At 38.2% G+C, this 26,354-nt stretch carries 21 protein-coding genes; 16 read left to right on the plus strand and 5 right to left on the minus strand.

Annotated features, from left to right (window positions below):
- Positions 1-6: 6 nt before the first annotated feature.
- From gatC to ACSAMO_RS11770, 3 genes are all read right to left on the minus strand, one after another.
- The gene (gene gatC, locus ACSAMO_RS11760) at positions 7-285 is read right to left on the minus strand and encodes an Asp-tRNA(Asn)/Glu-tRNA(Gln) amidotransferase subunit GatC (protein WP_022229919.1); all 279 of its coding nucleotides are present in this window, start codon (positions 283-285) and stop codon (positions 7-9) included.
- A gap of 204 nt (positions 286-489) precedes the next feature.
- Positions 490-2,307 carry a VanW family protein gene (locus tag ACSAMO_RS11765; RefSeq protein WP_412322027.1) on the minus strand — a complete coding sequence of 606 codons (1,818 nt, stop codon included), beginning with the start codon at positions 2,305-2,307 and terminating at the stop codon, positions 490-492.
- 31 nt (positions 2,308-2,338) lie between these two features.
- Positions 2,339-2,857: a hypothetical protein gene (locus ACSAMO_RS11770; RefSeq protein ID WP_022229921.1), complete on the minus strand. Its 519-nt coding sequence runs from the start codon at positions 2,855-2,857 to the stop codon at positions 2,339-2,341.
- A 313-nt stretch (positions 2,858-3,170) separates the two neighbouring features.
- Here ACSAMO_RS11770 and ACSAMO_RS11775 point away from each other — a divergent pair, with 313 nt between their 5' ends.
- The 7 genes from ACSAMO_RS11775 (at position 3,171) to ACSAMO_RS11805 (ending at position 12,731) form a co-directional block, all read left to right on the plus strand.
- Positions 3,171-5,189: a DNA gyrase/topoisomerase IV subunit B gene (locus tag ACSAMO_RS11775; protein WP_412579548.1), complete on the plus strand. Its 2,019-nt coding sequence runs from the start codon at positions 3,171-3,173 to the stop codon at positions 5,187-5,189.
- Between the two features lie 16 nt (positions 5,190-5,205).
- Positions 5,206-7,419, plus strand: a complete 2,214-nt coding sequence (locus tag ACSAMO_RS11780; RefSeq protein ID WP_499209382.1) for a DNA gyrase subunit A — start codon at positions 5,206-5,208, stop codon at positions 7,417-7,419.
- A 42-nt stretch (positions 7,420-7,461) separates the two neighbouring features.
- Positions 7,462-8,826, plus strand: a complete 1,365-nt coding sequence (locus ACSAMO_RS11785) for a citrate/2-methylcitrate synthase (protein WP_022229924.1) — start codon at positions 7,462-7,464, stop codon at positions 8,824-8,826.
- Positions 8,827-9,094: 268 nt separating this feature from the next.
- Positions 9,095-9,832 carry a WecB/TagA/CpsF family glycosyltransferase gene (locus tag ACSAMO_RS11790; RefSeq protein ID WP_117965556.1) on the plus strand — a complete coding sequence of 246 codons (738 nt, stop codon included), beginning with the start codon at positions 9,095-9,097 and terminating at the stop codon, positions 9,830-9,832.
- Between the two features lie 14 nt (positions 9,833-9,846).
- Complete coding sequence (locus ACSAMO_RS11795; RefSeq protein WP_022229926.1) at positions 9,847-10,521, plus strand: dTMP kinase; 675 nt, start codon at positions 9,847-9,849, stop codon at positions 10,519-10,521.
- Positions 10,518-12,041, plus strand: coding sequence for a DUF5050 domain-containing protein (locus ACSAMO_RS11800; RefSeq protein ID WP_499209383.1), 1,524 nt, complete (start codon positions 10,518-10,520; stop codon positions 12,039-12,041). Before ACSAMO_RS11795 ends, ACSAMO_RS11800 begins: the two co-directional genes overlap by 4 nt.
- A 219-nt stretch (positions 12,042-12,260) precedes the next feature.
- Positions 12,261-12,731: a DUF2798 domain-containing protein gene (locus ACSAMO_RS11805; RefSeq protein ID WP_022229928.1), complete on the plus strand. Its 471-nt coding sequence runs from the start codon at positions 12,261-12,263 to the stop codon at positions 12,729-12,731.
- 16 nt (positions 12,732-12,747) lie between these two features.
- Here the strand turns inward: ACSAMO_RS11805 and ACSAMO_RS11810 are convergent, their stop codons facing one another.
- Positions 12,748-13,593 (minus strand): helix-turn-helix domain-containing protein, encoded by an 846-nt coding sequence (locus ACSAMO_RS11810; RefSeq protein ID WP_499209384.1) that lies wholly within the window; start codon positions 13,591-13,593, stop codon positions 12,748-12,750.
- A 129-nt stretch (positions 13,594-13,722) separates the two neighbouring features.
- Between ACSAMO_RS11810 and ACSAMO_RS11815 the strand changes: the two genes are divergently transcribed.
- Entirely contained in the window at positions 13,723-14,568 is an 846-nt protein-coding gene (locus tag ACSAMO_RS11815) for a ComEC/Rec2 family competence protein (RefSeq protein WP_499209385.1), read from the plus strand.
- 39 nt (positions 14,569-14,607) lie between these two features.
- Here the strand turns inward: ACSAMO_RS11815 and ACSAMO_RS11820 are convergent, their stop codons facing one another.
- The gene (locus ACSAMO_RS11820) at positions 14,608-15,534 is read right to left on the minus strand and encodes a glycoside hydrolase family protein (protein WP_337599189.1); all 927 of its coding nucleotides are present in this window, start codon (positions 15,532-15,534) and stop codon (positions 14,608-14,610) included.
- 147 nt (positions 15,535-15,681) lie between these two features.
- Between ACSAMO_RS11820 and ACSAMO_RS11825 the strand changes: the two genes are divergently transcribed.
- The 8 genes from ACSAMO_RS11825 (at position 15,682) to iorA (ending at position 26,353) form a co-directional block, all read left to right on the plus strand.
- Positions 15,682-16,155 (plus strand): DNA-deoxyinosine glycosylase, encoded by a 474-nt coding sequence (locus tag ACSAMO_RS11825; RefSeq protein ID WP_337869906.1) that lies wholly within the window; start codon positions 15,682-15,684, stop codon positions 16,153-16,155.
- Between the two features lie 90 nt (positions 16,156-16,245).
- Positions 16,246-18,012, plus strand: coding sequence for a Na/Pi cotransporter family protein (locus tag ACSAMO_RS11830; RefSeq protein WP_308455733.1), 1,767 nt, complete (start codon positions 16,246-16,248; stop codon positions 18,010-18,012).
- A 22-nt stretch (positions 18,013-18,034) separates the two neighbouring features.
- Positions 18,035-18,703, plus strand: a complete 669-nt coding sequence (locus ACSAMO_RS11835; RefSeq protein WP_337599188.1) for a response regulator — start codon at positions 18,035-18,037, stop codon at positions 18,701-18,703.
- Positions 18,700-20,040: a sensor histidine kinase gene (locus ACSAMO_RS11840; protein WP_499209386.1), complete on the plus strand. Its 1,341-nt coding sequence runs from the start codon at positions 18,700-18,702 to the stop codon at positions 20,038-20,040. Before ACSAMO_RS11835 ends, ACSAMO_RS11840 begins: the two co-directional genes overlap by 4 nt.
- Before the next feature lie 119 nt (positions 20,041-20,159).
- Positions 20,160-20,606 (plus strand): MarR family winged helix-turn-helix transcriptional regulator, encoded by a 447-nt coding sequence (locus tag ACSAMO_RS11845; protein ID WP_022229936.1) that lies wholly within the window; start codon positions 20,160-20,162, stop codon positions 20,604-20,606.
- A 53-nt stretch (positions 20,607-20,659) separates the two neighbouring features.
- A complete protein-coding gene (locus ACSAMO_RS11850; RefSeq protein ID WP_147514618.1) occupies positions 20,660-22,393 on the plus strand; it encodes an ABC transporter ATP-binding protein in 1,734 nt (577 codons plus the stop codon).
- Positions 22,386-24,257 (plus strand): ABC transporter ATP-binding protein, encoded by a 1,872-nt coding sequence (locus tag ACSAMO_RS11855; protein WP_412275751.1) that lies wholly within the window; start codon positions 22,386-22,388, stop codon positions 24,255-24,257. The genes ACSAMO_RS11850 and ACSAMO_RS11855 overlap by 8 nt, the downstream gene beginning before the upstream one ends.
- Before the next feature lie 353 nt (positions 24,258-24,610).
- Entirely contained in the window at positions 24,611-26,353 is a 1,743-nt protein-coding gene (gene iorA / locus ACSAMO_RS11860; RefSeq protein ID WP_412275749.1) for an indolepyruvate ferredoxin oxidoreductase subunit alpha, read from the plus strand.
- The last annotated feature ends 1 nt before the right edge of the window (position 26,354 follow it).

Consider the following 26,354-nt stretch of genomic DNA (forward strand, 5'->3'; position numbering starts at 1 on the left):
TGACTGTTAAACTACTTTAGGAACTACGAAACTGTTATTTTTAACATTCTTCGCATTCTTAACAATTTCTTCGGTAGGGTACGAATTTCGATGTTCGTCCGCCCTTAAATCTTTATAGTCAACCGCATCAAGTGCATAGGCAGGCTTTGATGTATCAAATTCACATACTTTATCCATGATAGCTATGATATTTGTCATATCAGCCGTCATTTGTTCTAGCTCTTCATCTGTAAATTCAAGCTTTGAAAGCTCTGCGAGGTGCTTTGTCAAATCTGAGTTAAACATATCAATTCTCCGTTCTTTAAATATTTTGTTTTTGTATAATGTTTTTATTATACAAAAAAAGACGTAATATAACAGAGTTTTCGCTCTGTTATACAACGTCTTTGCTGTAAGATTAATATTATAATACCATAATTTAAAAATGTTTGCAAGGGGTAAAATGAAAAAATATTAAGTTTTATATTATTTTCATTTATGCAATTTGCATTATGGCTCGTGCGGCATATATGTACTTGTATTAAGCGTATCGGTTGAGATAAGCTCACCGTTGACATATACATATCTTGTTGAATGAACAACGGTATTTTTGCCGGAAGTTGAAGAAGTGTTTGAAATTTTAACTTCTCTGTGAGGTTCCCAATCAGTACCGATAATGCTTACAGTGATTGTTGCACCGCTTGTGTAAGCCGAAACTTTAATCGGATAGTCGGTGTTGTTTTTAAATTTGAAATCAACTCCGCCGTCCGAAACGGTTGCGTCCTGACCGAGCGGAATATAACCTACGGTCATCATATGGTTAAGACGTTCAACAATCGAAAGGTCGGCATACAATACCGCCGAATAAAGGGTACTGCTGACTTGACAAGTACCGCCGCCGATACCGTCAACGCTCTTGCCGTCAACGTATTCTTTTGCGGTAGAGAAACCGTTTTCGATTGTGCGGTGACCGACTGTGTCGTTGAATGAGAATACATCACCCGGTGCAATTACTTTGCCGTTTATAAGGCTTGCCGCTCTTGCAACATTGGCACATCTGTTTGCGGTCGAACTGCCGTATGATGTTGAATAACTGCTCAATGTTGCCGAAAATAATTTTTCTCTTAATGTGTTTTCGTCAACGGTCGGATATGAAACGTAGAACGGCAATGTGACAGGTTCACAGCCTTCGTATACATTTCCTATAATTGCTGCAGCCTCATCTTTATTTATGTAACGTCCCGTATCGCCTGCAACTATGTTTACATCATTTCCGTTGACTTCGTATCTTGCGTCTGTCGGGTCTTTGTATACAAGTGCGTCAAGTGATTCAACAGTCATTTCGTCCGGTGGGGCAGAAGTGAATGTTACCGCGATGTTATTAAAAATTTCATTGCTAAGAGCGGTAATAACTTCTTGCTCGGCGGTTGATGGGTCTAAATTATAACCTGTCTTACCGGAATATATTGTAAGTGTACCGTCGTCGTTAAATTCAACGTAATGCTGTTTTCTTTCGCCAAGTGCAATGTTACCGAATTCGTTAAGTTTTGCGTCAAGCTGTTCGGTATCGACTTGTACGGCAGGAACGATTATGTGTGGCTTGAACATAAGTTCAATAGCGGCAAATGCATTTTTTAATGTGCTGTCCGATTTGCAGTAATCGAAAGCCTTTTTTGCGGTATCTTCCGCAATTGCTGTAAGTCCGATGTCTGAGCCGTTTATTTCGTATGTCTGACCGTTTGAAGTCAATGTGATTGCAGTATTCTGTAAAAGATATGTTGCGTTTATTGAATCAAGTGCCTCGTCATATGTAAGACCGCCAACGTCCAACTGCTCTATGTACACATTTTTCATAACCTTATCTTCTTCTATAGTAGAAAGGGAATATATGAAAAATGCAATGAAAGTACAAATCAGTACGATAACTGCGATTAAAGCGGGAACAGCCGCTTTTTTTAATCCTGCTTTGATTTTTTTTGTAAGTTCAGCTTTTCTCTGTTCTTTTTCAATATCTGTTTCTGTATCGTCGTCTGCATTGTCGTCTTGCTCAGACGGAGCTGTTTCGTCATTTTCTTCGGGAGAAATTGCAAAATCGTCTTCCTCATCGTCAAAACTGTAATTATCGGCTGTTTCTTCTTCACTGATTGTATTGGAAACATCAGACTCGTTATTTTCCGTCAATTCGCTTTCGGAAACATTTTCTTCACTGACAGGAGTAACATCTGTTTCTTCTGTATCATTTGTTTCTGTATTTTCGGAATTTTGCATTACATCGTTTGCGTCATTTTCGTTTAGAGTTTTCTTATTCTCGTTGTTATTTTCCTGCATTACAATTATATCCTTTCTGAATACTGTTTAATTATTTATAAAAACGCTTAAATTCATCTAAGTATTTTGAATATTCAACCATAAAGGCTTTAAATTGCTTGTTTTTCATAAGTAAAGAAAATGCCTTTTTAATATTTTTTATGAAAACCGCGTCAAAATCTTCAAGATAAAAACCTTTAGCCATAGGACAGACACCTTTTGCACGTGGGTCAACGATAATATCCATATGACCGTTTTTGTCAAGATACGGTGTAAGCGGAAAAATCCGACAGGCTAACGGACGTTGATATCTGTCACAATAACCTTGACACATAGCTATAGGCGTGGTATATGTTTTTCCGTTATAATCATATGTGAAGTCTGTCTTTTCAATTCGTACCCAATCGGGATTTAACAGATTAAAAACTTCTTTTTCGCCCGGAAAAAGAAACATTCCGCTGTCGTCACCTTTACAGCAAGCCTTGTCGCAAAGCTGACCGCAGTCAACCGGAACAGGTGTTATGTCGTCAAAAAGTTTATACAGCTGAAGATATATATATGCGGTATTCATAGTTAAAACCTCAAATCGTTAAAATTAATGTATTAATAAACTGTATATACATTGTATATACAGTATAATTTTAGCATAAAAAATGTCGTAAAACAATAGGAAAATAATTTTTTTACGCAATGTATCATTTTCTCTGTAATCATTTGGTTGTTTTATCAATGTTGAACAAATAATAAAGAAGTGTGTAACATTCATTTAATCTAAATGTTGCCTTACGGCGTTTGACAAAACAACCTATATAGTAGTATAATTAATAAGATATAATAGTATTTTTATAGCTGAAAGCGAAAATACACGAAAGGACGGTTAGTTTATGCCGAAAAAGAAACAGGAATACGGAAATGACAGCATAACAAGTCTAAAGGGTGCGGACAGAGTAAGAAAGCGTCCTGCTGTAATATTCGGTTCAGACGGTCTTGAAGGCTGTGAACATTCTTTTTTTGAAATATTATCAAATTCAATAGATGAAGCTCGTGAGGGCTACGGAAGTTTAATAGAAGTTACGCGTTTTATGGATAAATCCATAGAAGTAAAGGACCACGGCCGCGGAATACCTCTTGACTATAACGAGGGCGAGGGTAGATTTAACTGGGAGCTTGTATATTGTGAATTGTACGCGGGCGGTAAGTATGACAACAATAAAGGCGGAATGTATGAGTACAGTTTGGGTCTTAACGGTCTTGGCGCGTGTGCAACACAGTACAGCAGTGAATATATGGATGTAACCGTTGTGCGTGACAAAACGCAGTATACATTGCATTTTGAAAAAGGCGAAAACATCGGAGGACTTCAAAAGTCTGAAACAAGAAGCGTTCAGACGGGAACGGTACAAAAATGGAAACCTGACACAGAAGTTTTTACCGATATAAATATACCGATTGAATTTTTCCAAGACGTTTTAAACAAGCAGGCTATGGTAAATGCAGGCTTGAAATTCGTTCTTTACAACGAAACCGAAACAGGTATGGAAATGTTCGAGTATTATTACGAGAACGGTATTGTTGACTATGTTAAAGAAACTGTCGGCGATGACGGTTTTACAACTGTTGAAACGTGGGAAATGGAACGTGAGGGACGTGACAGGGCGGACAAAGAGGATTACAGAATGAAAATGCAAGTTGCATTCTGTTTCTCAAACAAAGTCAATATGCTTGAATATTATCACAATTCAAGTTACCTTGAACACGGCGGTTCACCCGATAAGGCGGTAAGAAACGCATTCGTATATGCGATTGACAGATATTTAAAACAGAATGACAAATATAATAAAAACGATTCAAAAATAACATTTGCGGACGTAGCGGACTGTTTGGCACTTGTTATAAACTCATTCTCAACTCAGACAAGTTACGAAAACCAAACAAAAAAAGCGATAAACAACAAGTTTATTCAAGACGCAATGACGGAATTCTTACGTCAACAGCTTGAAGTTTACTTTATAGAAAACAAAACAGACGCCGAAAAAATCGCAAATCAAGTTCTTGTCAATAAAAAGAGCCGTGAAAATGCCGAAAAGGCAAGAATTGATATAAAAAAGAAACTTACGGGTACAATGGATATAACGAACAGAGTTGAAAAGTTCGTTGATTGCAGAAGTAAGGACGTTTCACAGCGTGAAGTTTATATAGTGGAGGGCGACTCGGCTTTAGGTTCGTGTAAATTGGCGCGTGACCCGATGTTTCAGGCGATTATGCCGATTAGAGGTAAGATACTGAATTGTCTGAAAGCCGATTATCCGAGAATTTTTAAGAGCGATATTATAACCGACCTTGTAAAAGTGCTTGGCTGCGGTGTGGAGATTAAGTCTGCTCATAATAAAAATATTGAAAGTTTTAATCTTGACAATTTGCGTTGGGACAAGGTTATCATCTGTACAGATGCCGACGTTGACGGTTTCCAAATCAGAACGCTTGTTCTTACAATGATATACCGCCTTATGCCTACACTTATCGAAAAAGGCAAGGTGTATATTGCCGAATCACCGCTTTACGAAATAACGATTACAAAGACAAAGCGTAAGGGTGAAAAACATTTTGCGTATACAGACGGTGAAAAGGAAGAAATATTAAAGAAATTTACAGAGGACGGATTGTCGAAAGAACGTGACGAATACGACATTAAACGTTCAAAAGGTCTTGGTGAAAACGAGCCTGATATGATGAGTCTTACGACAATGCATCCGTCAACAAGACGGCTTATAAGAGTAACGCCGGAAAATGCGGAAAGCACATCGAGAATGTTTGACGTATTGCTTGGCGATAATATTACGGACAGAAAAGAATACATTGCCGACAATGGCGGAAAATATATGGAAATGCTTGACTTATCATAAAGGATAGGAGAATTTTATGGCAAGGAAGAAAAAGAAAGTAGAAGAAAAAGAGATTATATATGCTCCGATAGACGAACAGCCCATTACCGAAACACTTGAGCAGAACTATATGCCCTATGCGATGAGCGTTATCGTATCGAGAGCAATTCCCGAAATAGACGGACTTAAGCCTGCTCACAGAAAGCTTTTGTACACAATGTATACAATGGGACTTTTGGGAGGAAAACTTACAAAATCGGCTAACGTAGTCGGACAGACAATGAAATTAAATCCTCACGGTGACATTGCCATATATGAAACAATGGTACGTTTGACGCGTGGCAACGAGGCACTTTTGCACCCGCTTGTCGAGTCGCAGGGTAACTTCGGTAAGCAGTATTCGAGAGATATGGCATATGCGGCGTCAAGATATACGGAGGTAAGACTTGATCCGATATGTGCGGAACTGTTTAAGGATATTAATAAGAATACGGTTGAGTTTATAGACAGTTATGACGGTGAAATGAAAGAACCAACACTTTTGCCGGTTGCGTTTCCGAATATTCTTATAAATCCAAATCAAGGTATTGCCGTAGGTATGGCAAGTAATATTTGTTCATTCAATCTTAAAGAAGTTTGTGACGCAACTATCGCTTGTATGAAAAACGAAAATGCGGACGTGATTAAATATATGCCTGCACCTGACTTTTCAATGGGAGCGGACCTTATTTACTCTGAAAGCGAAATGCGTAAGATTTACGAAACAGGCCGCGGAAGTTTTAAACTTCGTGCAAAATATACTTACGACAAGGCAAATAACTGTATCGAAATCAACGAAATTCCTTATACAACAACAGTCGAAGCGATAATCGGCAAGATTATGGAGCTTGTAAAAGCGAACAAACTGAAAGAAATTTCAGACGCACGTGACGAAACAGGTCTTGACGGTTTTCAAATCGCACTTGATTTAAAACGAGGCGTTGATCCCGATATGCTTATGACAAAGCTTTATAAGCTGACACCGCTTGAGGACAGTTTTAGCTGTAACTTCAATATCTTGATTAATGCAAGACCTATGGTTCTGGGCGTTAAGCAGATTTTACAGCAGTGGATACTGTTCAGAATGAACTGTGTTAAAAACGGTATTAAATATGATATTGATAAAAAAAGCGAAAAACTTCACCTTTTAACAGGTCTTAAAAAGATTTTGCTTGATATTGACAAAGCGATTGCAATAATTCGTCATACGGAAAAAGATACCGATGTTGTTCCTAATCTTATGGAGGGTTTTGACATTGACGAAGTTCAAGCAGAGTATATTGCGGAAATCAAACTTCGCAGTTTGAACAAGGAATATATCATAAACAGAACCGCAGAGATTGAAAAACTTATGGAGGAACTTGAAGAACTGAACCGTATTTTGGGTGACGATAACGAGGTTAAGAATATTATCGCAGACCAGTTAAAGAAAATCGCAAAGAAATACGGTCAGGAAAGAAAGACGACTTTAATCAGCGGTGAGGAAATAACGGAGTATAACGAAACGGAAAATATAGACGATTATCCGCTTACAATTTTCGTAACAAGAGATAATTATATTAAGAAGATTTCAGCCGTATCACTTCGTTCAAGCACAACGGAGCATAAATTAAAGGAAACAGATGAAATTGTTCAGACAATGGAATCGACAAATAAATCCGAACTTATATTCTTCTCAAATAAGTGCGTTGCATATAAAATGAAAACATATGACCTTGCAGATGCAAAGGTAAGCACTATGGGCGAGTACCTGCCGGGAATACTTGGACTTGAAGAAGATGAAAAAATAGTGTATACTGTTGTAACAACGGATTATAAGGGCGAAATGCTGTTTACGTTTGAAAACGGTAAAATGGCGAAAGTTGCGCTTTCAAATTATGAAACTAAGACAAACCGTAAAAAACTTATCGGTGCATACGGAAATAAGTCGCCGATATGTGATATAAGACTTCTTGATGAAGATAAAGATGTTGTTCTGATGTCGGATAATAACAGAGTGTTATTGGTTAATACGGAAAAGATTCCGCTTAAAGCGACAAAGAGTACACAGGGTATACAGGTAATAACGTTGCGTAAAAAAGACGCAAAGGTTGTTAAGGTTGTAGACAAAGAACAATGCACAGTTGAGGACATTGAGCATTACAGACCGAAAAATATTCCGGCAGCCGGAGGAATTTTAAGGGGAGAGGACAATCAAATAAGTCTGATATAAATTTCAAGCTCTGATATAGCGGAGCGGAAGGGAAGTGGAGATATGTTAAAGGAAGAGGATAAAAAGAGATTACAAGAGAGATTTCAAGAAGAGGCATCAGATGTGTATCAGCCGTTTTCAAAGGAACTTTTTAAGCAGTACAGCGTTAAAAGAGGTTTGAGAAACGATGACGGTACAGGTGTAATGGCAGGGCTTACTTCTGTCGGTGCGGTTTTGGGTTACTATATTGATGACGGTGAAAAAATTCCTATGGAAGGTCATTTGAGATACCGTGGTTATGACCTTACAGATATAGTTAAAAACTGTGAAAAAGAGAAGAGATTTGGTTTTGAAGAAGTAGCATATCTGCTGTTATTCGGACATCTTCCGGATAAAAAGACTTTGGACGATTTTTCAAGACTTATCGGAAATCTTCGTGTATTGCCGGAAGGCTTTGCGGAAGATATGATTTTGAAAGCTCCTAGTAAGAATATAATGAATAAAATTGCCCGTTCCGTACTTGCGTCTTATTCGTATGACTCAAATCCGGATGATATTTCAACGGGTAATATCTTGCGTCAGTCAATAGAATTGATTGCAAGACTTCCTGTAATGGCGGCATACGGATATCAGGCAAAGAGCCATTATCATGACGGAAAAAGTCTGTATCTTCACACACCGCAGCCAAGATTGTCAACAGCTGAGAATCTGCTTTATATGATAAGACCCGATAATAAATATACTCGTGAAGAAGCGGAAATGCTTGATGTATTGCTTATGATACACGCTGAACACGGCGGCGGTAACAACTCGGCATTTACAACAAGAGTTGTTTCTTCATCGGATACTGATACATATTCTGCTATTGCGGCGGCTATCGGCTCACTTAAAGGTCCTAAGCACGGTGGTGCAAACGCAAAGGTTATGGGTATGATGGAAGAAATCAAGGCAAACGTTAAGCACTGGGAAGATGATGAGGAGGTTAAGGCATTCCTTGCAAAAATTCTTCGTAAAGAGGCTTTTGACGGTTCGGGACTTATATACGGTATGGGACACGCTATTTATACATACAGTGACCCAAGATGTATTTTGCTTAAAGAAAAAGCAGGTCAGCTTGTTTCAAATCACCCTGAATTTGAAAAGGAATTTAAACTGTATTGCAGTGTTGAACGTCTTACACCGGGTGTATTTGCGGAAGTTAAGAATAATCATAAGGTTATGTGTGCGAACGTTGATATGTATTCGGGCTTTGTTTATAAAATGCTTGGCATACCTACCGAAATGTATACACCGCTTTTCGCTATTTCAAGAATTGTCGGCTGGTGCGCACATAGACTTGAAGAAGTTATCGGCTGCGGCAGAATTATCAGACCGGCGTATAAGTCGATGGTACACAGTAAGGAATACACGAAAATAGATAATAGATAGTGTGTCCGGATTAAATCGCCCACAGCACTACTTTTTGCTTGAGGCGGTACAAACGTACAGCACTGCAAGCTGCAAAGCAGCACTGTGAACGATTTTCTCTCGGACAGGGGTAAGTAGGGGCGATCATTGGTCGCCCGAAAAAACCACCCCACAGACGGCAATGCCGACAGCTCCCCTCAATGGGAGCCGAAAAGCCTCTCCTTGAGGAGAGGTGTCACGAAGTGACGGAGTGGTGGCAAAAAAATATATTCAAAGCAAGGAGAAGAACATGGATAAAGTAAACATACTTGGTGTTCACGTTGACATGGTGAACATTTCACAGGCTACTGACTGCATTATGCGTTTTTTGGACGAAGATAAGTTTCATGCGGTATACACGCCTAATTCGGAAATAATTATGCTTGCATACAAAGACGAAAAATTTTGTAAACTTCTTAATAATGCTGACTTGCTTACTGCCGACGGCATAGGCGTTGTGCATGCGTCAAAGATTTTGAAAAAGCCTATAAGCGAACGTGCGGCAGGATATGACATTGCAAGACAGGTTTTGCAAAAAATGAACTACACAGACCACAAGCTGTTCCTTTTCGGAGGTAAGCCGGGTGTTGCGGAAGAGGCAAAGAAAAAGCTTTTGGAAGAATACACCGACCTTAATATTGTCGGTACAAGAAACGGATATTTCAAGCCTGAAGAAGAAGCTGAAATTGTTGAGGAAATCAACAATTCCGGTGCGGATATTGTTTTTGTATGCTTAGGCGCGCCTAAGCAGGAACAGTGGATTGAAAGAAACAGAGATGCACTTAAAGTACGCGTTGCGATGGGCATTGGCGGAAGTCTTGACGTATTTGCCGGAAAAGTTGAACGCGCACCTGAAATATTCTGTAAAACAGGTATGGAATGGTTTTACAGACTTTGCAAAGAACCTTGGCGTATAGGAAGAATGATGGAATTGCCTAAATTTGCGGCAACGGTAATTGCGAAAGGTAAAAAATACAAACAAGACTGATTTTAGGAGAAATTATGGGGATACTTATAGCGATTGACGGCGTTGACGCAAGCGGAAAGCAAACACAGACGGAACTTTTAAAAAAACGTCTTGAAAATGACGAATTAAAAATAAAGTCGGTGTCTTTTCCGGCGTATGACAACCCGTCGTCAACACTTGTAAAGATGTACCTAAACGGTGAATTCGGGGACAAGCCTTCAGATGTGAATGCGTATGCCACATCAACGTTTTTTGCGGCTGACAGATTTGCAACGTATAAAACCGATTGGGGAAAGGATTACGAAAACGGCACATTGATTTTAGCGGACAGATATGTGTCATCAAATCTTATACATCAAGCAAGCAAAATCGAAAATCAAGAAGAAAAAGACAAGTTTTTAACGTGGCTTGACGACCTTGAATACAATGTTTACGGACTTCCGCGTCCGAACGTTACGATATTTCTTGATATGCCGCCAAAGTACGGCATAGAATTAATGAAAGACAGGGCTAACAAGTCAAACGGCGGAGATAAAAAGGATATACACGAGAGTGATATATCTTATCTTCAAAAAAGCTATGATAATGCAGTATACGTATCAAAACGTTTCGGCTGGAAACATATTTCATGTGTTGAAAACGGAAAAATAAGAAGTGTCGAAGATATAAATGATGATATTTATGCTGTAATAAAGGAGCGATTATCTTGAAAAAACTGATTGCACTTTTGATAAGCGGAATAATTATGTTGCCGTGCGTAAATGCTTTTGCTAATGACGTTATAGAAGTATATATTGACGGCGAAAAATTGGAATGTGACGTTAATCCGAAGAATATTGACGAACGTGTGCTTGTACCGATGAGAGCGATATTTGAGGCCTTTGGTGCAAATGTGTCGTGGGACAATAACGGCAGAACGGTTTGGGCTGAAAGAAACGGCGAATTTATATGCGTGCCTGTTGATAATCAAATTATGAGTACGGGAGTATATAATTCAGACGGTTCGGCAATTTGGGTTGACCAAATTCAGCTTGACGTACCTGCTAAAATAATTGATGACAGAACATATGTTCCGGTAAGAGCGGTCTCCGAAACTTTAGGCGCAACTGTCGGTTGGGACGGTGAAAACAACAGAGTTGTTATAGACAGCCGTATAAACGAAAGTGGTACGGTATACTATGCGTCCGATTCTGACTATCAAAAGCTATATTCAGTAGACAAAAACAGTGCAAACAGACAGAAATTATCTGACAACAGCGTCTGTGAACTTGAAATGTATGACAATAATGTTTACTATTTGTCTAAAAATGACAGACACCTTTACCGAGCAAATGACATATCGGGTGAAGAGGAACTTATCAATAAAACGGTCAATAAAATTGCCGTTGATGATGGGTGGATATATTATCAGGAATCGGACGGCGGAAAAAAGAGCGGCGTTCTTTATCGTATGAATATTGACAGCGGTGACGTTGAACGACTTACGGACAATTCGGTCAGATACCCTAAAAAGTACAAGGATTACATATATTTCAACTTGGATAATGACAATATAATGTACGGAATTACTCTTGACGGAACGTCACTTGTAAAATTAAGCATGGGTGACAATGATGTTAAGCTGTATCCGTTTAACTGTTTTTATTACGGAGATTATCTGTTTGTCGAAAACGGTGTTTGGTACGGTAATTTGATGAGAATTAGCCGTGACGGAAGTGAAGTTAAGACCTTAAATCAAATTAATTCGCTTATTTGTAAAAAGCAAACGCCGACAGATAAAATTCTGTTTGTAAATCAAGATAACGGAAAAGATATTTATTGTATGAACATAGACGGAACAGATCAACATTTGGTCGTAAAGGGCGACGCGTCATGGATAAATATTGAACTTATTGCACAGTGGGGAGATACGATTTATTATAAAAACCCTTTCCGTGAGGAGGTTTACCGCGTAAATCTTGACGGCAGTGACAATAATTATGTTTGTTATGCAGACGATGTGAAGACTGCGGACGGCAGACTTATAACTTCATATAACGGACTTTATATAGGCAGTCTTGACGCAAGCGACTTGACGTGTATTTATGATAAAGCAGTAAAAAAATTCGATGTTGAAAATGATAAAATTTACTTTGTGGATAAAAAAAGCGGTAAGCTTTATACGTCTGATTTCTCCGGAAACGTAAATGTTGTAACAAACGAATCAGTCGGAGAATGGGTAAGTAATTAAGTCTGTCGACAGCTCCAAGAATCACATCTTGCGATGTGATTTTTGATTATTTTTAGAGAAAGGTATTGACAACACAGACTGGTTATGTTAAAATAATCCTCGCAATTTAATAATGCTTTGGTATATAATTGGAAACGACACATTGTGCTTAACGATGATAACGAACAACACGGATGTGTTGTTTTTTTGCGTAAATTTAAGAAAAGAGGGTAAAAATTTATGCCAAAGACAAAATTTCAAAACATTATTTTCACACTGATTATGGCTTTTATTATGGTGTACGCAATGATATGCTATAATATCAGCCTGAACAAGGGACAGATGAGCAATGAGGTGTTCTTGCTTGCATTTCACGAAATGGTTATAATGTGGCCTGCCGCATTCATACTGGAGTTTTTCGCAGTCGAAAAACTTGCGACAAAGCTTGCATTCAGATTTATAAGACCGGGAGTGGACAATCCGTTCTTTATCACGCTTGCGATTTCGTCAATGATTGTATGTATTATGTGTCCGACAATGAGTATGATTGCAACATTGTTGTTTAAAAATCCGGGTAAAGAAATTGTTGCGGTATGGTTGCAAACAACAGCTATGAATTTCCCAATGGCATTGTGCTGGCAAATATTTTTTGCAGGACCGCTTGCAAGATTAATTTTCAGAACAATATTCAAAAAACAACTTCAGCAATAATAAAAAGCAGTGTTAATCACTGCTTTTTTGATTTCTCTTTTAACATACGTCTGAATTTTTGCGGTGAAACATTGTACACTTGCTTGAAAATTCTTGATAAATGCGCACTTGACGAAAAGCCTGTACGAATAGCAATTTCGTTTAAGTTTAAATTTGTTTCGGCAAGCAGGGAATGGACATTTACAAGACGCACATTGTATAAATATTGCAGAAACGTTGCACCCGTTGCTTTGTGGAAAAGTCGTGAAAAATGATATTTGCTGATATGCACGACGTCGGTTATAATGTCAAGGTTTATGTCCTCTTTATAGTGGTTGTTTATGTAATCTATCGCCGTAACTATTTCGGGCGGAGTATTTTGACTTGTGATAATTTCGGCATTTTTTGAAAGGTCTTTAATTACAGAAACAAGCTGAAAAACACTGCTTAACGCAAGTTTTTCGGAAAGCAAACCTATTCTGTTTGAAAATGCGTCAATTTTTTTGAAGTAATCGAGAATAAGAGTAAATTGCTCATCATTAAGATGGAATACGCACGACTTGATGTTATCGAAAAGAATATCAGTTTCTGTTTTTGTCAAAATTCCGCTCAGCATATCACTGCTGAAATTCAAAACATATCTTTCGTAAAAATCAATGTCGCGGCTTTCCATATAGTGAATGTCAAACGGCTTTAAAATTACCAAATCGCCTTGCTTTAACGTGTAACAAATATCGTCAAGGAACAAGTATCTCTCACCGTCCGCCTGCAAATATATTTCATATGCGTCATGGTAGTGCTGTATCTTCATATCAAATTTTTCCGATGATTTAACGTGGTTTATATACATTTCCGAAAACGGAAAAAACACAGCATTTAACATATACAATATCCTTTCAAATTTATACTATACAGATATTTTAACATTAAATATCAAAATAATCAACAAAATACTTGCAGATTAAGTCAATTATAAGTTATAATAATTTTATATATGAAGGGAGAGCAGAAGATGAGTAAGATTTTAAATATGTTAATGGCATTTATTATGTCATTCGGAATATCGGGAAGCAATGTAAACCCGTCGGATATACCTGAAAATTCAAATTTTGAGGTGCATTTTATAGATGTAGGACAAGCCGATTCGGCGCTTATAGAATGTGACGGCGAAACGATGATGATAGACGGCGGAAATGTTGCGGACAGTAATGTGGTAGCGGCATATTTAAAGAAAGAAGATATTACGGAGCTTAATTATGTTGTGTGCTCTCATGCTCACGAGGACCACGTCGGCGGTTTGTCGGGCGCGTTGTCGGTAACAAAAGCGGACAACATATATGCACCGAAAACAGAGGCGAATACAAAAGCGTATAAAAATTTCAAGAAAAAAGCGGAAGAACAAAATGTTGAAATCAAGCACCCGAATGTCGGTGACGAAATTCAGCTTGGCAGCAGTACGGTTGAATTTTTAGGACCTGTTGACGAAAACGGCAAGGATTTAAACAGTACGTCAATAGTATTAAAAATCACATACGGAAACACATCATTCTTATTTACGGGTGACGCCGAAAGCGACGAGGAAGAAGAAATATTAAACAGCGGTGCGGATTTGAAATCAACGGTGCTTAAAGTCGGTCATCACGGTTCGAGAACGTCAACGTCATATCCGTTTTTGCGTGAAGTTATGCCACAGTATGCCGTGATAAGCGTAGAAAAAGGCAATTCATACGGTCACCCTAATGAAGAAACTTTAAGTAAACTAAGTGACGCGGGTGTGGAAGTGTATCGCACCGATGAAAGCGGCGATATTGTAATGACAAGTGACGGAAACAGTATAAGCATAACTACATCAAAGTAATACAAAAGGTTAGACGGAATTTCGTCTAACCTTTTTATATTATTTAAGTTTAACCGATATATCCTTATTTCTGTCACATACCAAAACACCGTCTTTAACTTCAAGTTCGGCAACTTGAATTGACGTTCTGCGTTCGTTTCCGATATTGTTTTCAAGCATATTTTTTTGTCTGTCAGGGTGAGTGAAGTAGAAAATATATGCGTTGTTGTCCGTTACATATACATCGGCGTGATTTGCGATAACTCCGTCATCTTCTCTTGTACCGCCTATGTCAAGAATACGACTGCTTTGCTTTGTCCAAGTCGTAAGGTCGTCCGAATAATAGACGTCCAAACCGCTCCAACAGTCGGTTATAAGCCAATACTTACCGCCAAATTCAAATACATTAGCGCCCTCGTGCGGAACATCATCGGCGGCACAGTCTTTAACTTCCCAATTATATAAGTCCTTGCTGTCGGCAAAATATGTATGAGAGCCGTTCCGCTCGTCCTTGTACCACATTCTGAAAATACCGTCTGGTAGCCTGAATACACAAGCGTCAATAATCTTTTCTGATGAAAGGTTAAGCTTGCTTTCAAAATTCCAATCAATTAAATTTTTTGAGGTGTAGTGAAGAATGTAACGCGGGTGATTCCAGTCGGCAGGAATTCCCGGAACATAGCTTACATACATATGATAAAGCTCGCCGAAACGTATAACCTCCGGTGCCCAATATGTATTTTTGCCTTCGCCGTATTCAAGGCCTTTGCATATACCTATATATTCCCATGAATTACCGTTGTCTTTACTTTCCGCAATTCCTATATCAGTACCGTGTACCCACATTACGCCTTCTTCTTCAACGTCTGCACGTCTTGCGGTGTAAAGCATATAATGAGTGCCTGTTTCTTCATTATATATAACGACAGGGTCAGCGGCTCCGTTATGAATAGGGTCTTTAAACAATGGTGCGTTTGCTGTTTTCATAATCTATAATCCTTTCTTTATTTATGAATATTTTTATGATATAATATAAAAATATAATAGTCAATACAAAATTTGATTTCCACTGATATTTTTATAAAATTAAGGTGTATTTAAGGTTTATACAGTATTATTTAAGAGGTGATAGAAATGGAATTTCATACAATAGAACCCATATACGATAAAAATTCAAAAATACTTATACTCGGCAGTTTCCCGTCTGTAAAATCACGTGAAGCAAACTTTTTCTACGGTCATCCGCAGAACAGGTTTTGGAAGGTGCTTGCGAATGTTATGAATGACGTCTGTCCGGGCACGACAGAGGAGAAAAAAGCATTTTTGATAAAACATAATATTGCGGTTTGGGATGTTATTGCAAGCTGTGACATAGAAGGTTCGTCCGACAGCTCTATAAAAAATGTTACGCCGAATGATTTAAGACGGATTTTACAAACGGCTGAAATTAAAAAAATCTTTACAAACGGAAATACCGCGTATAAATTGTTTGTAAAATACAATTCTGACTTAAATGCGGTAAAACTGCCGTCTACAAGCCCTGCAAACGCAATGTTTTCGCTTGAAAAATTAATCGAAAGCTGGCGAGTTTTAAAAGATTTTACATAAATTTAAGATAGGCTTGAATACAATTTTACATAGATTATATATAATTAGCTTAGAGGATTTTATAAAATATATAAATAAGGGGATAAAATTATGAACATTTTTGGCTTATTTTCATTGTTCGGAGGACTGGCGATGTTCCTTTACGGAATGAACGTAATGGGCAGCGGTCTTGAAAAGCTTGGCGGCGGTAAGTTTGAACAGATACTTGAAAAACTTACGTCAAATCCTATAAAAGGTGTTGTTTTGGGTGCTGCAGTTACGGCGGTTATACAGTCATCTTCAGCTACTACGGTTATGGTTGTAGGTTTTGTAAACTCAGGCATTATGAAACTCGGACAGGCTATAGGTATTATAATGGGTGCAAATATCGGTACGACTGTTACATCATGGATATTGAGCCTTTCCGGTATACAGGGGGACAGCTTTTGGATTCAACTCTGTAAGCCGGCTAACTTTACTCCGGTTTTAGCACTTATCGGTATTGTATTTACAATGGCTGCAAAGAGCGACTCTAAGAAGAATATCGGTAACATACTTCTTGGTTTTGCGGTACTTATGTTCGGTATGGAAACAATGTCGGCGGCTGTTGAGCCTTTAAAAGATGTTGAGGCATTTACAAACATACTTACAATGTTCCAAAATCCTATTTTAGGTGTGCTTGCAGGTGCTGTTTTAACGGCTGTTATACAATCGTCATCTGCATCTGTCGGTATACTTCAGGCACTTTCTTCTACGGGTAAAATAACGTTCGGTGCGGCAATTCCTATAATTATGGGACAAAATATAGGTACTTGTGTGACTGCACTTATATCATGTATCGGTGCAAGCAAAAACGCAAAACGTGCCGCAATGGTGCATTTGTATTTCAATATTATAGGTACGGTTTTATTCCTTGTATTATTCTATGCGGCAAATGCAATCTTCAATTTTGCATTTGTAAGCGATTCTGTTACACCGTTTAATATCGCAATAGTTCATACGATATTCAATGTTGTTGCAACGGCTGTATTGTTGCCGTTTAACAAGTTACTTGAAAAACTGGCAAGAATGACAATTAAAGAGGGTGCGGAAGAAAGCACATTCGGTTTGCTTGACGAAAGATTTTTACAAACTCCGTCATTCGCTGTTGAACAATGTATGACGCTTGCTACAAATATGGCATATATGGTAAAAGAGAGCTTTACCATGGCACAGGAATGTGTTGCAAAGTATTCAGAGTCGATAGATAGGAAAATTATAGAAACAGAAAATCTTGCCGATGAATATGAGGACGCACTCGGTGCATATCTTGTAAAGCTTTCGGCAAAGAGCTTGAATGAGTCGGATTCGCAGAAAGTTTCAATACTTCTTCACGCAATATCAGATTTTGAGAAAATGACGGACTATACCGCCGATTTGGTATTTACAGCGAGAGAAAAACGTGATAAAGACGTTCATTTCTCCGACAAGGCAAGACAGGAAATCACTATAATGGTTAATGCCGTCGGTGAAATTATCGACCTTACAATCAGTGCATTTTCAAAGGACGATGTTAAACTTGCTAATAAAGTTGAGCCTTTGGAGGACGTTATCGACAGACTTAGAAATGACCTTAAAAACCGTCATATAAAGCGTATGCAAGAGGGCAGATGCAGTGTAAATCAAGGTTTTGTATTTACCGATTACATTACCGCACTTGAAAAAATATCTGATCACTGTGCAAACGTTGCTGCAGCTATTATTGAACTCAATGACGAAAATTATGATGTGCATCACGTTATGAGTAACAGACGAAACAATCCTGAATATAAAGAATTGTGCGTTGAATTCGGTAAAAAGTATATATTGCCGTTTTCAGTATCGTCAGAAGTTGAATAATGTATAAATGGGGGATTGTTTTATGGATTTGATTTATTGCGTCGAAGATGATGAGGGAATAAGAGATTTAATAACGTATGCAGTGAAATCAGCAGGGTTTGAGGCAGAGGGCTTTGAAAGTGCCTCAGATTTTGAAAAACGACTTGGCGAGCGTTTGCCGTCAATGGTGCTTTTGGATATAATGCTGCCGGATAAAGACGGAATTGCTATACTGAAAGACATACGAAACAACGATACTACTAAAAATGTTCCTGTTATTATGATAACAGCCAAAGGTACTGAAAGTGACAAAGTCAAAGGCTTTGAATACGGAGCGGACGACTATGTAACAAAGCCTTTCGGCGTTATGGAACTTATTTCAAGAATTAAAGCAGTCCTTCGCAGGAGCGGTCCGCAAGCCAGTTCTGATATAATCGAATACAAGGGTATCATTTTGGACAACCAAAGCAGGAATGTAAAGGTTGACGGAAAGGATATTGCGATAACGTTTAAAGAATTTGAACTTCTTAAATATCTTCTGAAAAACAAAGGCACAGTTGTGCCGAGAGAGGTTTTGCTTGAAAAGATATGGGGTTATCACTTTGAGGGCGAAAGCAGAACGCTGGATGTTCATATAGGAAGTTTAAGACATAAACTCGGCGAAAAGGGTAAGTGTATCGAAACTATAAGAAATGTAGGATATAAGATATGAGAAAAGCTATAAACGGCACGCTGAAAATTCTTACAATATCATCAGTTATAGTAAGTATGCTGCTTATTTTGGTGGCATATTGTACACAGTATTCGATAAAGGAAAAATCAGATTTAAAATCAAGAACAAATATATTGGCACAATGCTTAGACGGTTATGACGAAAACAGTGAAATTAATATATTAACCAAAATGTATGATAATGTATCCGATATTCGAGTGACGCTTATCAAATCAGACGGTACGGTTATTTATGATAACGAGGCGGATACAACTACAATGGAAAACCATTTTGAACGACCGGAAGTTAAACAAGCCGTTACATACGGAAACGGGAGCAGTAGCCGTAATTCCGAAACGATTGGTGAAAAAATATATTATTATGCCGTAAAATTGAATAACGGCAGTATATTAAGAATGTCACAGCCGACAAAAGTAATAATGTATATGGTTTTGACCATAATGCCGATAGTTATTATTATTTTAATATGCGTTATTGCTGTTTCGTTTGTGAGTGCAAAGCATTTGACGAAATATATTTTAGATCCGATTAATGAAGTGGATATAAATAATATAGGCAAGGCAGAGATATATGACGAGTTGAAACCGTTTTTTGCAAGAATAGCAAATCAAAATGCGGAAAAAGAAAAGACGGAAAAAATCAGACGTGAATTTACCGCAAACGTTTCGCACGAGCTTAAAACACCGCTTACAACCATTTCGGGATATGCACAAATGATAAGCAACGGTATGGCAAAGGCGGAGGACATCAAGGAGTTTGGCAGAAAGATAGAAAAAGAGTCCGACCGACTTCTTACTCTTATAGATGATATAATAAATCTATCAAATATTGACGAACAGGGAAGTGTTGAAAATCCGGAAAATATCGACCTTTCGCTGGTTACGGAAGAGGCGATATGTGTTCTTGAAAAAGCCGCAAAAGAACGAGGTATTCAGATTTATTATACGAAGATACCGACATTCATAAAAGGTAACGTGACATTGGTGAGTGAGCTTGTATATAACTTGCTTGACAATGCGATAAAGTATAATAAGGATAACGGAAAAATAACCGTATTTGTCGGCGAGTCGGCAAAGGGCGTGGAACTGTCCGTAAAGGATACGGGTATAGGAATACCGCCCGAAGATACGGAAAGAATATTTGAACGTTTTTATCGCGTTGATAAAAGCCACTCAAAAAAAGTCGGCGGTACAGGCTTGGGACTTTCAATAGTAAAGCACGTTTGTGCCTGCCATAATGCGACTATACGCGTAAAGAGCAAAGTCGGCAAAGGTACAACTATTTATGTTACGTTTCCGAATAACGTGAACAATTAATGAACAAAATATGAACTTTGAAAAAGGTTTATTGACATTAATATTAATAATGTGTATAATATGTAGCGTACTACACAAAAAGTATAGTACGCTACATTTTTTTGCGAGGAGGTGTATTTGTGAAAAAGAAAGGTATAGGCTTTTATTTTAAGAGGATAGATGAGATTATGTCTATGGCGGCAAATGCACATCTGAAGAAATACGATATAACCTGTTCGCAGGCAAATATACTTTTTTATATGCTTGAAAAGGGCAAGAATGTTGTAATGCAAAAGGAGATTGAACAGGAATTTGGGTTAAGACATTCCACGATTATCGGACTTTTAAAGCGTATGGAGAAGAATAATTTTGTGCGTGTTGAGGTAAATCCGGAGGACCATAGATGCAGACAGGTTATTTTGTTTGACAAGGCTTTTGAGCTTGGCAGTGAAATGAAAGAACACAGAAAGTATATGGATTCGTTGATAACAGGTGCATTAAATGATGAGGAGGAAAAAGAACTCAAAAAACTTTTAACAAAGGTTTACGAACATATGTACCAAGACAATGATAAGTGTGAAAAATAGGGTATATTTTTACCTTAATATGTAGCGTACTACATTTTTAAAGGAGGAATTAGATGATAAAGACATTATTAAAAAGTGTAAGAGAGTATAAACGTGATTCGATTCTTGCACCGATTTTTGTTACTCTTGAAGTTATTATGGAAGTTGTAATACCGCTTCTTATGGCTATGCTTATTGACAAGGGTATTGACGCTGGAAATATGAATTACATATTGAAAATAGGTATCGCCCTTGCAATTTCATGTGTAATTTCATTGGTTTTCGGTGCATTGTCGGGTAAATTTGCGGCGAGTGCATCGGCAGGTTTTGCGAAGAATTTGAGAAAGGATATGTTCTATAATGTACAGAACTTCTCATTTTCAAATATTGATAAATTCTCTGCATCAAGTATCGTAACAAGACTTACAACTGATATAACGAACGTACAAAATGCTTATCAGATGATAGTCAGAATTGCGGTAAGAGGTCCGATAATGATTATATTCTCGCTTATTATGGCGTTTGGTATAAATCATAAACTTTCACTTGTATTCTTGCTTGCAATTCCTGTTTTGGGCGGCGGATTGTATTTTATAATGACTCACGCACACCCGATATTTGAACGAGTATTCAAGATATACGATAAACTTAACAACGTTGTACAGGAAAATTTGAGAGGTATAAGAGTTGTTAAATCATTTGTAAGAGAAGATTTCGAAGAAAAGAAATTTAAAAACGTTTCTGAAGATATATACGATGACTTTGTAAAAGCCGAAAAACTTTTGGCATTTAACGCACCGCTTATGCAGTTCGCGGCATACGGCTGTATGCTTTTCATATCGTGGTTCGGTGCAAAGCTTATCGTTGCGTCAACTATGACAACAGGTGAGCTTACAAGCCTTATTGCATATACAATGCAAATTCTTATGAACCTTATGATGCTTTCAATGGTGTTCGTAATGATTACAATGGCAAGAGCGTCATCTGAAAGAATCGTCGAAATACTTGACGAAAAGAGCGATCTTACAAATCCTGAAAATCCTGTATATGAAATTAAAAACGGCGATATTTCATTCAGAAATGTAAACTTCGGATATTCAAAGAAAAAGAGAAAACTCTGCCTTAAGAATATAAATCTTGATATTAAATCGGGTGAAACTGTCGGAATTATAGGCGGTACGGGAAGTTCAAAGTCAAGCCTTGTACAGCTTATCCCAAGACTTTACGATACAACCGACGGTGAAGTGATTGTCGGTGACAGAAACGTAAAGGAATATGATATTGAGTCATTGCGTGACGAGGTTGCAATGGTACTTCAGAAAAATGTGTTGTTCTCCGGAACAATCAAAGAAAACTTGCGTTGGGGTAATGACCACGCAACAGATGAAGAAATCGAAAGAGTATGTAAGCTTGCACAAGCCGATGAATTTATTCAGACATTCCCTGATAAGTATGATACTTATATCGAACAGGGCGGTTCAAATGTATCGGGCGGTCAGAAACAAAGACTTTGTATCGCAAGAGCTTTGTTAAAGAAACCGAAAATCCTTATTTTGGACGACAGTACAAGTGCGGTTGATACAAAGACAGATGCAAGTATCAGACGTGCGTTCCGTGAAGAAATACCGAATACAACAAAGATTATTATTGCACAGAGAATTTCATCTGTCGAAGACGCAGATAAGATAATTGTTATGGATAACGGTGAAATAAACGGAATAGGTACTCACGAAGAACTTTTGAAGAACAACGAAATATATAGTGAAGTATATAATTCACAGGTGAAAGGAGGCGGTGACGATGAATAAACACGGTGCACAAAATACCGGTAAGACAATCAAACGTATTCTTTCATATATGAAGAAATACAAATTCAGATTTATCTTTGTATTGATATGTATATTGCTGAGTGCCGTTGCAAACGTTGCCGGCTCAATGTTTATCGGTACGCTTATCGATGACTATATAACACCGCTTTTGGGCAGTACAAACCCTGTATTCACGGGCTTGCTTAAAGCAATCTGCGTAATGGGTATTGTGTATGCAGTGGGAATACTTGCTACATTGTTTTATAACAGAACTATGGTATCAATCGCACAGGGTGTGTTAAAGAAAATTCGTGACGATATGTTTACTCATATGCAGAAATTGCCGATTAAGTATTTCGATACACATACTCACGGCGATATAATGAGTTACTACACAAACGATACAGATACTCTAAGACAGATGATGGCACAGAGTATTCCGCAGATGTTTTCATCGGCAGTCACAATTATATCGGTAGTTGTTGCGATGTTTATATCGAATGTTTATCTTGCAATATTTGTGTTGGTGTTTGCGACCTGTATGATGTTTGTAACAAAGAAGATTGCAGGAGCGAGCGGAAGATTTTTTGTAAAACAACAGCAGTCCATCGGTAAGGTAAACGGTTATATCGAAGAAATGATTAACGGTCAGAAGGTCGTTAAGGTGTTCTGTCACGAAGAACATTCAAAAGAAGATTTTGATAAGATTAACGAAGAACTTTGTGAAAACGCAACAGAGGCTAATAAATACGCAAATATCCTAATGCCGATTATGGCTAATTTAGGTAACCTGCAGTATGTGCTTATAGCTATTATCGGCGGTGCACTTGCACTAAACGGAGTTGCGGGACTTACACTTGGCGTTATAGCGTCATTTCTGCAACTTTCAAAATCATTTACAATGCCGATAAACCAAATATCGCAACAGCTTAACTCAATCGTTATGGCACTTGCCGGAGCGGAAAGAATATTCAATCTTATGGATGAAGAAGTAGAACAGGACAACGGCGATGTTACACTTGTCAATGTTAAGTACGACAGAAACGACAATATAGTTGAAACGGAAGAAAAGACATATATGTGGGCTTGGAAAGAAGTTCAAAAGGACGGCAGTGTTAAATATACACGTCTTACGGGTGAAGTTAAATTCTTTGATGTTGATTTCGGATATAATCCCGAAAAAATTGTACTGCATGATATAACATTATATGCCGACCACGGCGAAAAGGTTGCGTTTGTTGGTGCGACAGGTGCGGGTAAAACTACAATTACCAACCTTATAAATCGTTTCTATGATATTGCCGACGGTACGATAACTTATGACGGAATTAATATTAACCGTATCAAAAAGAAAGATTTAAGACGTTCGCTCGGTATCGTTTTACAGGATACAAACTTGTTTACGGGTACAATTAAGGAAAATATCCGATACGGTAATCTTGACGCAACGGACGAAGAAGTTTATGCGGCGGCAAGACTTGCGAATGCGGATGAGTTTATAAATATGTTGCCTGAAGGATACGATACAGTTATTTCGGGTGACGGCGGCAGCTTGTCGCAAGGTCAAAGACAGCTTTTGTCAATCGCAAGAGCGGCGGTTGCAGACCCGCCCGTAATGATACTTGACGAGGCAACTTCAAGTATTGATACAAGAACAGAGGCGATAGTTCAAAGAGGTATGGACGCACTTATGACGGGACGTACAGTATTTGTTATCGCACACAGACTTTCAACGGTAAGAAATTCAGATGTAATTATGGTGCTTGAACTCGGAAGAATTATCGAACGCGGTAATCACGAACAGCTTATTGCACAAAAAGGTAAGTATTATCAACTTTACACAGGTGCATTTGAACTTGAATAAAAAGAACTGTCGATAAATTGTCCGTAACGTGCAAAATGTTATTTTTATGTTTATGAGTTGATTAAAAAATAAAACAAATAATAGTCAAGCCTATCTTTGATATACGGCTTGACTATGCACTTTTTGTGACAATAAACTCTAACGTACCAATGTACGCCGACGAGTTCATTTTCGCAAAAAACGAACTGATTTCTCAACAGTCCTTGATTGAAATACCCATTTGCTTAATGCAAATGGGTATTTTAATATGAAAGTATAATATATTTTGTTGCTTTTTTCTACAATGTACTTGACGATAGAGGCGAATTTTGTTAAAATTATAATAATGGTTAAATAACGAGGAGGATTACATGATGAAAAAGTTAATGCTTGGAAATGAAGCGGTTGCACGCGGTGCTTATGAGGCCGGTGTAAGCGTTGTTTCCTCATATCCCGGCACACCGAGTACCGAGATTACAGAAAATATAGTTAAATATGACGATATATACGTTGAATGGGCGCCGAATGAAAAGGTTGCGGCAGAAGTTGCAATCGGTGCGTCAATCGCCGGCGCAAGAAGTATGTCTTGTATGAAACACGTCGGTCTTAACGTAATGGCTGACCCTGTTTTCACTGCAAGCTATACAGGAGTAAACGGCGGTCTTGTATTGTGCGTTGCCGATGACCAAGGTATGCACTCATCACAGAATGAACAGGATTCACGTCACTATGCAAAGGCATCTAAAATACTTATGTTAGAGCCGTCTGACAGCGGAGAATGTAAGGAGTTCACAAAGACTGCATATGAACTTTCCGAAAAATACGATACACCTGTATTTTTAAGACTTTCAACAAGAGTTTCTCATTCACAGAGTCTTGTTGAGGAAGAAGAAAAGCAGGAAGTTGCATTAAAGGATTACGAGAAAAATCCGCAGAAGTATGTAATGATGCCGGGTAATGCGATAAAGCGTCACGTTGTCGTTGAGGACAGAATAAACGCACTAAAGGAAATGGCTGAAACATCACCTCTTAACAGAGTTGAAGAAAACGGCTCAAAAATCGGTATTATCGCAGGCGGTATCGCATATATGTATGCAAAAGAAGCACTTGGCGATAAGGCTGATTATTTGAAAATCGGTATAGTTTATCCGCTACCTGAAAAGAAGATAAAAGAATTTGCGTCAAAGTATGATAAAGTTTTCGTTATCGAAGAACTTGACCCTGTTATCGAAGATTTCTGTAAGAGCGTCGGAGTTGATGTAATAGGCAAGGACGTATTTACACTTCAAGGCGAATATACACCGTCAATGATAAAGAAAGCTGTTTTGGGTACAGACGCACCTGAATTTGACGTTATAGACGAGCCTACACCTGTTCGTCCTCCTGTAATGTGTGCAGGTTGTCCGCACAGAGGTACATTCTATGTACTAAAGAAACTCGGTCTTGTTGTTTCGGGCGATATAGGCTGTTATACACTTGGTGCAACACCTCCTCTGCAAAGCGTTGACACAACAATTTGTATGGGTGCTTCAATCAGTGCCGCACACGGTATGGCAAAAGCAAGAGGTGCTGAATTTAATAAGAAACTTGTATCAGTAATCGGTGATTCAACATTTATGCACTCGGGTATTACAGGTCTTGTTGACATTGTATACAACAAGGGTAACAATACTGTTATAATTCTTGACAACTCAATCACAGGTATGACAGGTCACCAGGATAACCCTACAACAGGTTACACAATCCGTAAGGAAGAAACAAAGCAAGTTAATTTGATAACACTTTGCAAGTCAATCGGTATTGAACACGTTGTCGTTGCAGATCCGTTTGACGTAAAGAATTTTGAAAAGGTCGTAAAAGAAGAAGTTGAAAGAGAAGAACCTTCGGTTATTATCGCACAAAGACCTTGCGCACTTCTTCCGAATATGCGTAAAAAGTATTCGGGTCACTGTCACATAACAGACAAGTGTAAGAAGTGTAAGATGTGTATGAAACTCGGCTGTCCTGCAATTTCATTAGACGGCGATACTGTTAAGATTGACACAACACAGTGTAACGGCTGCGGACTATGTACAAATGTCTGTCCGTTTGGTGCGATTGAAAAGGAGGAAAAGTAGA

Source organism: Ructibacterium sp. SJQ-7 (assembly GCF_054696575.1).